The sequence below is a fragment of the Bacillus sp. AP8 genome, assembly GCF_000321185.1.
Lineage (GTDB): Bacteria > Bacillota > Bacilli > Bacillales > DSM-1321 > Bacillus_AD > Bacillus_AD massilioanorexius.
In genome coordinates this window covers 21,123-33,652 of the sequence record NZ_CAPG01000019.1, presented here as the reverse complement: position 1 = coordinate 33,652, position 12,530 = coordinate 21,123, and the positions used below count along the sequence as shown (strand labels likewise).

Here is a 12,530-nt window from a genome sequence, read left to right as displayed (position 1 = left end):
TAGTCCATCATAACCTATTAAAAAAAGACAAAAGGTATGGAAAGGAAGTCCTCATCATACCTTTTGTCTCCACATAGAGAAACCTATGTGATTTAGGTATCTTTTAAACTTCTTATACTTTTTCTTCTAATTCACTATTAATCTTCAATTGTTGCTGAGCAAATTCTCGATATAAAGGATGAGATTCCATTAATTGATTATGTGTTCCTTTTCCAGTAATAACTCCTTTTTCTAGGAACACTAATTGATCAGCATCAACAACTGTAGATAAGCGATGAGCTATGACAATAGTCGTTCTACCTACCATTAAACGATCTAATGCTAGTTGAACAGATTGCTCAGATTGACTATCTAAACTAGATGTTGCCTCATCAAGCATTAATATTTCTGGATCTCGTAGCAAAGCACGAGCAATCGCGATACGCTGTCTTTGTCCCCCTGAAAGTTTCAAACCTCTTTCTCCAACCTCTGTATCAAATTGATCTGGAAGTTGTTGAATAAAATCTAATGCATATGCCATTTTAGCTGCATTTTTCAACTCACGATCCGTTACCTCTCGATCTAATCCATAGCAAATATTATCACGAATTGTCCCAGCCAATAACGGACTTTCCTGAGAAACATAGCCAATATGCTTTCTCCAAGATTCTAATGAGTAATCATTTAAAGGTTTATTATCGATTTCTATAATCCCTTCACTCGGCATATAGAAGCATTCCAGCAGCTTGAATAAAGTTGTTTTCCCACTACCACTAGGACCTACAATAGCTGTTACTTTTCCCGTATCAATTTGTAAATTGATATTGGATAGAATATTTGCCCCTTCTTCATAACAAAACGATACATCGTTGAAGCTAATACTTTGTTTCGCATCCTCAAGCGTTTGCCCAGCTATCAAGTCTTCTTCTTCTTCAGATAAAATTTCAATAATACGATCAGTAGCCCCTATTGATTTTTGTAGCTGTGTGAAGAAAACCGTAATTTGTCCCATTGGCATGATAATTTGAAACAAATACAGAATAAAAGCAACTAGAGATCCTGCTGTAATAACTCCACTAGATACTTGCATCCCACCGTATCCAATTACAGCTACTAAAGCTGCCATTAATACTAAAGTAATAATTGGACTAACAATGGATTGTGTTTTTGCCTCTTTAACTCCTAGCTTGAATAATTTTGATATACCCTTCATACCTCTTTGAAACTCAATATCTTCAGCATTCGATGCTTTTACTAATCTTATTTCAGGTAAAACTTGATTTAACAAAGCAGTAAATCTCGCTGATTCAGCTTGTGTTTCTTTTGAAATCTTATGCATCAATCTCCCTATTGGCACAAGGATAGCGACTGCAATAGGTAATACGACAAAAATTAAAAGGGTTAGCTTCCAATTCATCACAAACAAAATAATAATACTTCCAACGACAGATATAATACCAGTAACTGCCCCTGTTATATGTGTTGTGATAAGTTCCTTAACAACCATCGTATCATTCGTCAAACGACTGATCATCTCTCCTGAACCATTTCGATCAGAATAAGCTACTGGTAGCTTCACAAGTTTTTTCCAAAGCAATTCGCGCAAACCTGCTATAATTTTTTGTCCATTGTAGCTTAAAGCATATGTAGCATATGCGCTTAATCCTGCTTGGATGATAAAGACAAAGATAATTAAGCCAACCTGTTTCATTGATAATGAAGACATGCTAAATCCGTCGACAAGTTGTTTTGTCAAAATGGGAATTAATAAACTAACTAAAGTTGTGACAATACTTAAACCAATAGCAAAAGCTAATTTTCCATATGAAGGTTTTGTCGCTTTTATTAACGAAATAAAAGGCTTATACGTTCCCTTCTTCTTTTTTTTCTGTTCCATTAGTCCTCCTAATACTCTACATACATTTCTGACTCCATGTATATTACGTTCCATTATCATGTTAGGTTTCAATTCACTATTTTAACTCTTTTGTCCCCCTCACTCTATTAAAATGTATTAAACTTCAATCCATTCCTTCCCGAAATAATCATTTTACAAAGAAGTTTTACTTCTCTCTGAAACCTTCCCTCATTTTCAAGAAAAAATCCGATCATATTTCTAACCTCTCGTTTTCATTCACTGCTTTACATTCTAAGTGAAGGTATGATAATATAGGAAAAATTAAAACGCAGTGAAGAGAAGAGTAAATAAGAACGGATCTTTACAGAGAGCTCCAGTAGCTGAAAAGGAGCAAGAAACATCTTATTGAAGCAAGCCTCTGAGTGGCACATCGGAACCAGCTATTGGGGATAATGTGACAGGTGCTCCTGTTATAGAGCTAAGGTATAAGCATATATTTTTGCCGTACCTGATAAGGTTGATATGGTGACATATTAACAAACTGGGGTGGTACCACGACTATTCAAATCTCGTCCCCAAGACAAACGTCTTGGAGGTGAGATTTTTTTGTATTTTATAGGTTGTTTCTAAGATTGCTGTTGTTATGTTCACAAACTGCTAGTGGAAAACAAAATGCTTATCTAAAAATACAAATAGTTGGAGGGAACCCTCATGGAAAAAGTAATAAACCATACCAATTTTATAGAAAAAACAATTGAAGAAGACTTAAAGAATAAAACATATCCTAGACCTATTTGCACAAGATTCCCACCAGAACCAAATGGATATCTTCATATTGGAAGTGCATACGCCATTCATCTCAATTATTCTTTAGCTAATAAATACAAAGGTATTTTTCATTTGCGTTTTGACGATACAAATCCTCTAAAAGAGGACATTGAATATGTTAATAGCATTATCGATGATATAAAGTGGCTTGGCTTTGATCCTAAAAAACATATTTATTATGGCTCCGATTATTCTGATGAAATCTATCGTGCTGCCTTAAAGCTTATCAAACAAGGTGATGCATTTGTATGTGATTTAAATACTGAGGAAATGAGAGAATATCGAGGTACACTTACTAGTGGAGGAATCGAAAGTCCTTATCGTAATCGAACAATAGAGGAAAATTTGACTCTATTTCAAAAAATGAGTAAAGGTGATTACCCTACAGGTTCTAAAGTTTTACGAGCAAAAATTGATATGTCTTCTCCTAATATTAACTTAAGAGATCCTGTCATATACCGGATTATTCATTCTAATCACTATCGAACAGGAAATACATGGTGTATATATCCGATGTATGACTTCGCTCATCCTATACAAGATGCAATAGAAGGCATAACCCATTCCTTATGTTCTATTGAATTCAAAAATCACCGCCCTTTATACGATTGGGTTCTAAGTAAGCTTGAAATTGAGCATTCACCGAAGCAAAGAGAATTTGGTCGACTTAATATTACTGGTGTAGTCACAAGTAAACGCTACCTAAAAGAACTTGTAAATGAAAAGCATGTAGATGGTTGGGATGATCCAAGATTACCAACTATTAAAGGGTTACGTAGAAGAGGCTATACTCCTGAAAGCATTCAACAATTTGTAAAAGAGATTGGTGTTTTGAAAAATGAAAGTACAGTTGATATTTCTATGCTTGAACAAATGCTAAGAGAAAACTTAAAAACGAATGTAAAACGAGCGATGGCCGTTTTACAACCATTAAAAGTAGTTTTACTAAATTATCCTGATGAAAAAACAGAATTTTTATCGATAGTAAATAACAGCGAAAATGACCAATTAGGTAAAAGATTCGTTCCTTTTTCAAGAGAATTATATATCGAAAAAGAAGACTTTATGGAGGAAGCCATTAAAGGATTTAAGCGTTTATCCATTGGAAAAGAAGTTCGATTAATGGGCGCCTATTTTATTAAATGTCTTCGAGCCATTCGAGATGAACAAACAGGAGAAATTTCAGAAATTCATTGTACGTATGATCCAGAAACAAAAAGTGGTTCTGGATTCAATAAGCGTAAACCAGAAGGAACTATACATTGGGTTTCTGCTTCACACGGAATTAAGGTCGATATCCATGAATACAACCGCTTATTATTAAATGATGATGACATCAAAGAGACATCAAAAACGTGGGAAGAGAAACTTAATCCACAATCATTAGTGATTTATGCTGACTCTGTAATTGAGCCATCATTAGCCTCTGCAGTAAAAGAAGAGAAATTTCAATTTGTACGAAACGGCTATTATTGTGTTGATTCTAAGTATACCTCTTCTGAAAAACTGGTCTTTAACAGAATTGTTTCTCTAAAGAACACATGGAAGTAAAAATAGCAATAATGCCATTAAAATAACGGTTCTGCTATCATCACTCCCAAGAAATAACTAAAAAAAACGTACAATTTATACTAACATCAACGTTACATTTAACAAAACCTAAAATCTATTTCAAACAAGTAGGGGCCACTAAAAAGTGATATATGATCACTTTTTAGTGGCCCCTACGCTTTATGTTATCTACGTTTTGTATAGGTATGTTCAGACCTCTAAATAAGCTGATGTTACGCTCTACTGAATAACACAAGGAGGGTTGTCACTCGCTAAGTAGGAAGCAAACGGATTAGATTTATTGGTAACAATGAAATTTAATACAGCCTTTCATCATTAAAGCCAAAAAGTAAACGAAACTTGACATTCCAAATAATGTAAACTAAACTTTACTCAACAAAGAAATTTACAGAAAATAGGAGGTTTTAATGAAAAATCGAATTCGCGAACTTAGGAAAAATCAGAATATGACACAAGAAGAATTAGCAAAATTAGTGAATGTTTCTCGCCAATCGATCATTGCTATTGAATCTGGAAAATTTAACCCTTCGTTAGAGCTTGCCTATAATATTTCTAAAATTTTCTATTGTAGTATTGAAGAAGTTTTTCAATTCAAAGAAGAAAGAGGGATATAATGGATATTCAGTTGAGTGGTTTATTTGGTCTCTACGGTGGAGCACTTATGGGATTTCTAGGCTGGTGGTTAGGAAGAAAGCAAGCTAATAAAAATAGAGGATTAGATGAATTATATCGATACATTTGGGAGAAGGCTCGCTCATACACCTGGTATATTACACTAGTTGTCATCTATATCCTATTTTCATTAGTAGCTATTGGTATCGAGATGAGCCCAGCAATGGTACTTGGTATTTTACTTTTGTCTCATATGGGTGGATGGGGATGTATCGGTATAGCTTTAAGTATTCATATGTCCCTGTCTGAAACAGCTAAGTCTAATGAAAAGACAATTAGGATTATTATGATTACTTTAATTGTTATAGTCTGCACTATTTTATCTATAGCAACAAAAAATTGGGTTGTGTTATTTATCAGTATCCCTCCAGTGGCATTCATTTTCTTCTTAACTTTTATCCTGCCAAAGAAAAACACTGACTAATATAAGGTATTGTAATATGATCGAATTAGGTTGACTTTTTAATAAATCTTAAAGATATACATGTAGCATAAAACAATTCATTAAATATACTCGCATTCTTATTTTTGGCTGTTTTCGGAAATTTTTTGCCTATTAAAAAGTAATAAGTATAGGTTGAATTCTTCTCCAGGTTGCTCGCTTTCCTCGGGGCGGACGGTGCACCCACAGGAGTCTCGCACCTTACGCTCCACTCAACCAACCCTTTTAAAAATTCAAAAATTATTTTTAAGAACGCAGCTTATTTTTTAGTGGGAATTTAAAAGCAGTTTGTCCATATTTATACCGATTTTATATATAAGGAGGTTATTCCATATGCTAACCATTTCTAAACGTAAATGGGCATGGTTCTGCTTACTAGTTGCCTTAGTTATTAGTTCAAACTTCATTATTTATCGGCTTACTATATTACAGCCAATTCCAAAAGAAGTAGCTCTCGGCACATTAATGGATTGTATTATTATATTACCTTTGCTAGCGTATTTTTTTATCATAAGAAAACGTTTTTCCATTAAGTATCTACTTCTCATATCTATAGTTGGTTACGGAATCGCATCACTTATTATTCCGCAAGGCTTGCTACCCTCTTACTCTTTTGTCAAATATATTGTATTTGCTGGAGAGGGAGCATTTATCCTTTTAGAACTTAATATTATTTACAAATTCATCACAAAACTACCTAGTATCATTAGATCACTTCGTACGAATGAAACAAATATTCCAAATTTTCAATCTCAATTAGCGCATACCATACATCAGCATTTCAAATTGAAAAGACTATCGAACTTTTTATCTTTTGATATTACGTTATTTTATTACAGCCTCTTTTCGTGGAGAAAAAAACCTTTACATGATGAAATTCGCTTATTCAGCTTTCATAAACAAACGAGCGTCATTGCTTTTTACGTATTTCTAATTCATGCACTTATTGTCGAATCCATCGCATTTCACTTTTTGCTTCATTCCTGGAATCAAGTAGTAGCTATTGTGGCTCTAATATTAAATATTTACGCCCTTTTGTTGCTCTTAGCTGAAATCCAAGCCATTCGACTATGTCCTTTTCTTATTACAAATGATCATGTATATTTACAGGTTGGTATTATGAAGCAATTGATTATTCCACTTAAGGAAATCAAAAGCGTTCATTATTATCAAGGTCCTGAAAAATTATCAAGTAATGAAAAAAAATATATTTTCGATGCCGTTCTAGCTGATTTCACAAAAGAAAAGCCAACCTTTGAAGTGGAGTTCCATACACCACTGGAGGCTAAGTTACTTTATGGATTTAAGAAAAAAGTAATAAAGGCGCATATCCGACCAGATGAACCACAAAAATTTTATCATACGTTATGTACAAAAATAAAAGAGTTGAATAACTAATGTGAAGAGGCCTCTGAAAAGGAGTAAAACATCACTTTTCAGACAGCCCCTTCTTTTTTAACTCATTTATTCTTACTATCCGATTACAGACTTTGGCAGCTAAAGCTTCGTTATGAGTAATCATAACTATTCCTAAGTTTCTTTCCTTCATTAACTGAAGCAACAAATTCCACAATTGTGCTTGTGTAATAGCATCTAACATTGCTGACATTTCATCAGCAATCAAATATTTCGTCTGTCGATTTAATGCTCTAGCGATACAGAATCTTTGTAATTCTCCTCCAGATAACTCAATTGGATACCGATCAAGCCACTCACTTTTTATCCCAACTAAATCAAGGGTATCCTGATTATGTGTGGGATCCATCCCAGTCTCCTTTAAAGCCTGTCCCATCTTCATACGTTCATCAAAGGCAAGCTGAGGATGCTGTCCTATTAGCTGAACATTACAAAATCCTCTCATGGATAATGGTTTGCCATCAACTAGAATCTCGCCTTCGGAAGGCCATTCATAACCAGCTAACAAACGACCTAACGTTGTTTTACCAGTACCACTATCACCAAGCAAACCAACACATTCTCCAGCAGCCACCTCAAAATCAACATGATGTAGAATATTTCTTCTATTATATGAAAAAGATAGATTTTTTCCTTCAAGCTTATTCATCTTTATAGTCCAATTTCCTTTATGTCATTATTCCAAAAATCATTTTCTGGTAGAGACATCCACAACTGCTCTGTAAACTTTTCCTGCCATTGTCCAGCTTTTAATGCTGTAATGCTTAAAGTTTCCACTGTTCTACCTTCATTTAAAATCGTTACTCTCTCCACATATTGAGAAGCAAGATAAAGATCATGTGTAATTAATAATACCGCTCTTCCTTCATCGGCCAATTCTCGTAAATGCTTCATTGTTTCATGAGCTAATCCCTCATTTAATCCAGCTGTCGGTTCATCTGCAATAATCAAATCTGCATCTGTACTTGCTGCGCAGGCTATTAATACACGACGTGCCATTCCACCAGATAATTCATGTGGATACAGTTTTTCTACCTCTTTACTTAAACCATAGCGTGAAAATAATCCGCATGCTTGTTTTCCAGCAAACGTACCCACTTTCATTAATGGATTTAAACAAGAAATCGATTGCGGTATAAAAGCAATTTCTGTTCCTCTTAATTGCTTAATTCGATCTTTTGTCATTTCCTGCTCTTTATATTTCATTAAACCATCGACACTACTATTTGTAGGAAGGATACCTAAAAGTGCATGAGCTAATAAGCTTTTTCCAGAACCTGAAGCGCCAGCTACTGCTAATATTTCACCTGCTTCTATATGAGCAGACAAGCCATGAATGGCCTGCGTAGTTTTCTGGTGTAAACCTTTCGTATAAGAAGTAAACTTAATATTCAACTGCTCTACTTGCAATATCATTTCTTTTTTCGGTTGCATGAAACCTTCCCTCCTATTCTCTTGACTTACGTGGATTCAATAGAGCAGATAACTGCTCCCCTAAGGCATCAAATAATAAAATAATACATACTAACATAATTCCCGGAAAGAATGCGAGCCACCATGCGCCACTTGTTATGTATTTCAATGATTCAGATAAAATAATACCTATTGCAGGCTGCTCAGGTGATAAACCAAAGCCTAAAAATGTAATAGATGCTTCATGTAAAATCGCATGGGGAAAAACGAGTAAAGTTCCAACAACAAATTGTGGAAACAAATGCGGAATCATATGTTTTTTGGCAATTCTCCATTTACTCATTCCTAATTTATTAGCCTGTTGAACAAATGGCGCATTTCTAACAGAAAGTACTTCAGCACGAATAATACGCGTTAAGGCAGGCCAATGAGTTAATGCAACTCCAATCACGACTCCCGTAACACCTTTTCCTAAAGCGATTGAAATCAGAATAAGTAAAACAATATGAGGAACAGCCAAAAACAAATCAATAACCCAGCTAATTACAATGTCCGCTCTTCTCCATAGTGCTGCTACCACTCCAAGAATAACAGCAATAATAGCGCTGATTAAAGCAGCCGTTAAACCGACAACTAAGCTCACCGTTAAGCCTTTCCAGGTTCGAAAAAACATATCTCTGCCCATGAAGTCTGTTCCAAACAGATGACTTATAGAAGGACTTTGATTTTTCATCGTAAAATTCGCATCATATGCACTTTCAGGTATTAAGGCTCCACCAATCATAATGAAAAGCAACATCGAGAAAGAAGCAATAATTAAAAACATAGTCTTTTTACGTCTATTAGCTAACATTTGCATTTCTTCTTCCCCTTACTCTTATTCTCGGATCAATAGTATGGATGATTACATCTCCAATTACATTTCCGACAAATACAAATAGAGCGCTAAATAAAGTGATCCCGAGTAATAATGGAACATCTCCGCCAGTTCCTGCTGCCACTGCCGCGTTTCCTAATCCAGGATAAGAAAACACTTGCTCAACTAGAACAGATCCTCCAAACAGTTCAGAGAATGAAGCGAATTGTAGCATCGTTGCCGGAAGAATGATATTTCTAAAGCATTGACGAAGCACAATTCTATATTCTTTTTCCCCTCTAGCACGAGCAAATTGAGCATAATCACTTTCCAAAGCGTCAATTAATTTTGAACGAGTGTGAAGCGCTATACTTGGCATACTAACCATTGATAAACAAATAGCAGGAAGTACCATATGTCTAATCCGCTCAACAAATGTAACATCTGTTTCAAGCACACCAATTGGGCTTGCTAAACCAATCGGAAACCAAGCTAAATAAACAGCAAATACCATTAGTAAAATAATGCCTAAATAAAAAGATGGGACGGCTGTTAATGTATAACAAAACCCTTTCAAGATTCGATCAATAAACCTATTTTGATTTGCTCCCATCAATAAACCGACTGTTACACCTAAAATACCGCTTATTATCCAAGCAGTCAGCATAAGCATTATAGATTTAGAAAACTTATCTCCTATTACATCTAAAACATCCTGACGATAAATCATGGATACTCCCATATCTCCATGTAGAACATTATTAGCCCATGTAAAAAAGCGCTCAACTGGTGGATCATTTAATCCCCAATGCTCAGCAATATTTTCTCTCTGTTCTGGAGAAATAGCTACTCCAGCACCTACATAAGACTGAATCGGGTCAATCGGTGAAACCATTAACAATGAAAAAGCAAGGATTACAACTGCAATAAGCAGTGTAACCCCACGCACGAAATACATAATAACAGGTCTAGCCATTACTCTTTCCATTTCCAATCTTCTAAGTTACCCATAATATCTAAAGCATGAGAATGAGGATGAATTGGTTGATCTCCTAAACTTAAACCATCTTTTACAAAATACAAATGATCAACATTTACTAACCATGCCCAAGGAAGATCATGAATCAAAGGCTCTTGTGCTTTTTTCCAGTCATCCATATTTCCACTTATAAGTGCTTCATCTAATGCTTTATCAACTTGAGCGTTACTATATGAGTTTGTGTTGTAATAATCAAAACCAATATTAGAAGAGTGATATAAATAATAGACTTCCATAGGGTTACGATTTCCCCATCCAAACAGAACAGCGTCGCTATACATTTTCTTCTCTATATCATCCCATGATCCGCCAGAAACCGTTACTTCAATGCCGATATCTTTTAATTGTTGTTTGACAGCCATTGAAATCGTTTGTCTAGTAGAGTCCCCAGCATTATAAATTAAATTAAATGCCGCTTTTACTTTTCCTTTTTCAAGGATGCCATCACCATCAGTATCCTTCCAACCTGCATCGGCAAGGATTTTTTTCGCTTTTTCCACATCTCTTTTCATTTCTGTCTTTTCATTCCACCATGGTAAATGGTCACTATTACTAAATGCCGTTTTACCGAAACCATCTAGCGCGCTATCTACAATCGCTTGACGATCAATGGCTAAGTTAATCGCTTGACGAATGGCTAAATCACTTGTTACATTGTTACCTGCTTTTTGGCCATTCACTTCTGAACCTTCAGGAATTGTTACAAAAGAAATTCCTCGGTTATCAACCGTTTGATAAGATTCGATTTTCATGCCAGGGACGGTTTCCTTTGCAAAAGCGTATGAAGTTTGAGCCACATCAACTTGACCTGCTTTTGCAGCTGCAAACGCTTGGTCTTCACTCATAAATAAAGCGGTTACTTTTTTAAACTCACCTTTTTTTCCGTAGTAATCATCATTACGGACAAAAATTGCTTGTTGACCTTGTTTCCATTCTTCTAATTTGTATGGGCCTGATCCAATTGGTGTAGTGCCATAGTTATCACTATATGCATGCTTTGGTACGATTCCGATTGCAGCCGCAGTATATAAAAATGTAGATTGAGGTCTTTCTAAAACAAATTGTATGGTATGATCATCTATTGCTTTTACTTCTTTCATATGTACTAAATCAACAGTAGACCCACTATTTTTTGCCGTTTCATATGTAAATACAACATCTTCTGCTGTTACAGGCTTCCCATCTGTAAATTTTGCATCATCACGAAGCTTGAATTCCCAAGTAAGCTTATCGTCACTTGACTTATATTCCGTAGCAAGTTCTGGAATAATGTTCGAATCTGCATCTGTATCTAATAACGTACTTTGAATAAGTGGTGAACCATAAGCTGCATACCCTTGTATTGGGTCAAAACCTCCATCAGGTTCACTCGTTAATGCTAATACTAATTCATCTTTTTTAGCAGAATCATTTGCCTTCGATTCATTTTTTTTATCACTTTTTTTGTCATCATTACCACAAGCTACTAAACTAATGCATAACGTCAACACTGCCAATATAGCTAACCATTTTTTCATACTGTCCCTCCATCGATGTTTTTTTAGTTTGTTTAAACACAATCATTACCATTAATTTTTTCCATCTTCATGTTTTAAAACACCTCTTTTTCCGAAAAAAAAGAAGACAAATACACGCTACTTCTGTAGCTTATATTTGCCTTCTTGGCGAAATGTTTTCATTCTATATAAAAAATTAAGGTCTAGGTCAAAGGTTCAATTCTTCATGAATTGATTTACACGTTTGATTATAAAAATAATATCGATCTCTGTCTACTTTTTTTCTAAATGTTCATTATTTGTACAACTTTTCATTTCGGTTCAAGAATAATCTTATGGTCAACAAGCTTCATTTCTTTTACTGTTGCACGAATTGTTTTGCGTTCACCAAATATATTTTCAATATAAATACGATCCTCATTTGGAATGAATTTATCTACGGATTTCATAAATAATTCTTCTTCCCCATTTTCATTTAACAAATACACGTTTTGTTCACACATAACTTTCACCTCTTACATAAGTTTTCACCATAACAACAACATCATCAACAAATTGCGGAAGTGGTTTTGAATGAATTCCAGCAATTTCAACATTCCACTTACAAAGTGGAACGACGATTTTTTTTGCTGGACTTTCAGAAACTGCTTCAGCCATTCTTGGAGTCCATTCACCTAGCATCGTATTCGGTGATAGAATACCTATCGGTCCTAAAATCAAATCCACCCGAGGAGCATTCCAAGCAATTGCGTGCTCTCCCGTAGCTCCTTCATTTGCACCTGCTTTCAGCATTATGGAAGTCGCCATTGTATTTGTTCCTAAAGCGATAATCTCCACTTCATTTTCAAAAGCCTGACTCACTTTCTCTACAATAACGCGACCAATTCCACCACCTTGTCCATCAATCACAGCAATTCTCATAATCTCTCTCTTTCTTTTACAAGGATAGTATTTAATTC

The 12,530-nt window shown here is 35.1% G+C and carries 12 protein-coding genes and 1 other annotated feature; of the genes, 4 read left to right on the top strand and 8 right to left on the bottom strand.

The window, feature by feature from the left end:
• Window positions 1-112 precede the first annotated feature (112 nt).
• Entirely contained in the window at window positions 113-1,876 is a 1,764-nt protein-coding gene (locus BN349_RS02990; RefSeq protein WP_019240791.1) for an ABC transporter ATP-binding protein, read from the bottom strand.
• Between the two features lie 283 nt (window positions 1,877-2,159).
• Window positions 2,160-2,417 (top strand) — a binding site (T-box leader).
• 131 nt (window positions 2,418-2,548) lie between these two features.
• Between BN349_RS02990 and BN349_RS02980 the strand changes: the two genes are divergently transcribed.
• The 4 genes from BN349_RS02980 (at window position 2,549) to BN349_RS02965 (ending at window position 6,749) form a co-directional block, all read left to right on the top strand.
• The gene (locus BN349_RS02980; RefSeq protein WP_019240789.1) at window positions 2,549-4,216 is read left to right on the top strand and encodes a glutamine--tRNA ligase/YqeY domain fusion protein; all 1,668 of its coding nucleotides are present in this window, start codon (window positions 2,549-2,551) and stop codon (window positions 4,214-4,216) included.
• Window positions 4,217-4,644: 428 nt separating this feature from the next.
• Window positions 4,645-4,851 (top strand): helix-turn-helix transcriptional regulator, encoded by a 207-nt coding sequence (locus BN349_RS02975; RefSeq protein WP_019240788.1) that lies wholly within the window; start codon window positions 4,645-4,647, stop codon window positions 4,849-4,851.
• A complete protein-coding gene (locus BN349_RS02970) occupies window positions 4,851-5,333 on the top strand; it encodes a hypothetical protein (RefSeq protein WP_019240787.1) in 483 nt (160 codons plus the stop codon). Before BN349_RS02975 ends, BN349_RS02970 begins: the two co-directional genes overlap by 1 nt.
• 351 nt (window positions 5,334-5,684) lie before the next feature.
• Window positions 5,685-6,749 carry a hypothetical protein gene (locus tag BN349_RS02965; RefSeq protein WP_019240786.1) on the top strand — a complete coding sequence of 355 codons (1,065 nt, stop codon included), beginning with the start codon at window positions 5,685-5,687 and terminating at the stop codon, window positions 6,747-6,749.
• Window positions 6,750-6,780: 31 nt separating this feature from the next.
• On the opposite strand, the gene BN349_RS02960 is transcribed toward BN349_RS02965, so the two are convergent.
• The 7 genes from BN349_RS02960 to BN349_RS02930 all read right to left on the bottom strand — a co-directional run bounded on the left by BN349_RS02960 (window position 6,781) and on the right by BN349_RS02930 (window position 12,492).
• Entirely contained in the window at window positions 6,781-7,416 is a 636-nt protein-coding gene (locus BN349_RS02960) for an ABC transporter ATP-binding protein (RefSeq protein ID WP_019240785.1), read from the bottom strand.
• Window positions 7,417-7,418: 2 nt separating this feature from the next.
• Window positions 7,419-8,201, bottom strand: a complete 783-nt coding sequence (locus BN349_RS02955; protein WP_019240784.1) for an ATP-binding cassette domain-containing protein — start codon at window positions 8,199-8,201, stop codon at window positions 7,419-7,421.
• A 13-nt stretch (window positions 8,202-8,214) separates the two neighbouring features.
• Complete coding sequence (locus tag BN349_RS02950; protein WP_019240783.1) at window positions 8,215-9,039, bottom strand: ABC transporter permease; 825 nt, start codon at window positions 9,037-9,039, stop codon at window positions 8,215-8,217.
• Window positions 9,023-10,024, bottom strand: a complete 1,002-nt coding sequence (locus BN349_RS02945) for an ABC transporter permease (RefSeq protein ID WP_019240782.1) — start codon at window positions 10,022-10,024, stop codon at window positions 9,023-9,025. The genes BN349_RS02950 and BN349_RS02945 overlap by 17 nt, the downstream gene beginning before the upstream one ends.
• On the bottom strand, window positions 10,012-11,592 hold the full coding sequence (locus tag BN349_RS02940; RefSeq protein WP_019240781.1) for an ABC transporter substrate-binding protein: 1,581 nt from the start codon (window positions 11,590-11,592) through the stop codon (window positions 10,012-10,014). The genes BN349_RS02945 and BN349_RS02940 overlap by 13 nt, the downstream gene beginning before the upstream one ends.
• Window positions 11,593-11,882: 290 nt before the next feature.
• Window positions 11,883-12,074: a CooT family nickel-binding protein gene (locus tag BN349_RS02935; RefSeq protein ID WP_019240780.1), complete on the bottom strand. Its 192-nt coding sequence runs from the start codon at window positions 12,072-12,074 to the stop codon at window positions 11,883-11,885.
• A complete protein-coding gene (locus BN349_RS02930; protein ID WP_019240779.1) occupies window positions 12,067-12,492 on the bottom strand; it encodes a DUF3842 family protein in 426 nt (141 codons plus the stop codon). Before BN349_RS02930 ends, BN349_RS02935 begins: the two co-directional genes overlap by 8 nt.
• Window positions 12,493-12,530 lie beyond the last annotated feature (38 nt).

Excerpts from the sequence above, each read along its gene's own strand:
- BN349_RS02950 (WP_019240783.1), bottom strand. The coding sequence starts at position 9,039 with ATGCAAATGTTAGCTAATAGACGTAAAAAGACTATGTTTTTAATTATT.
- BN349_RS02940 (WP_019240781.1), bottom strand. The coding sequence starts at position 11,592 with ATGAAAAAATGGTTAGCTATATTGGCAGTGTTGACGTTATGCATTAGT.
- BN349_RS02935 (WP_019240780.1), bottom strand. The coding sequence starts at position 12,074 with ATGTGTGAACAAAACGTGTATTTGTTAAATGAAAATGGGGAAGAAGAA.
- BN349_RS02990 (WP_019240791.1), bottom strand. The coding sequence starts at position 1,876 with ATGGAACAGAAAAAAAAGAAGAAGGGAACGTATAAGCCTTTTATTTCG.
- BN349_RS02980 (WP_019240789.1), top strand. The coding sequence starts at position 2,549 with ATGGAAAAAGTAATAAACCATACCAATTTTATAGAAAAAACAATTGAA.
- BN349_RS02970 (WP_019240787.1), top strand. The coding sequence starts at position 4,851 with ATGGATATTCAGTTGAGTGGTTTATTTGGTCTCTACGGTGGAGCACTT.
- BN349_RS02975 (WP_019240788.1), top strand. The coding sequence starts at position 4,645 with ATGAAAAATCGAATTCGCGAACTTAGGAAAAATCAGAATATGACACAA.
- BN349_RS02955 (WP_019240784.1), bottom strand. The coding sequence starts at position 8,201 with ATGCAACCGAAAAAAGAAATGATATTGCAAGTAGAGCAGTTGAATATT.
- BN349_RS02965 (WP_019240786.1), top strand. The coding sequence starts at position 5,685 with ATGCTAACCATTTCTAAACGTAAATGGGCATGGTTCTGCTTACTAGTT.
- BN349_RS02930 (WP_019240779.1), bottom strand. The coding sequence starts at position 12,492 with ATGAGAATTGCTGTGATTGATGGACAAGGTGGTGGAATTGGTCGCGTT.
- BN349_RS02945 (WP_019240782.1), bottom strand. The coding sequence starts at position 10,024 with ATGGAAAGAGTAATGGCTAGACCTGTTATTATGTATTTCGTGCGTGGG.
- BN349_RS02960 (WP_019240785.1), bottom strand. The coding sequence starts at position 7,416 with ATGAATAAGCTTGAAGGAAAAAATCTATCTTTTTCATATAATAGAAGA.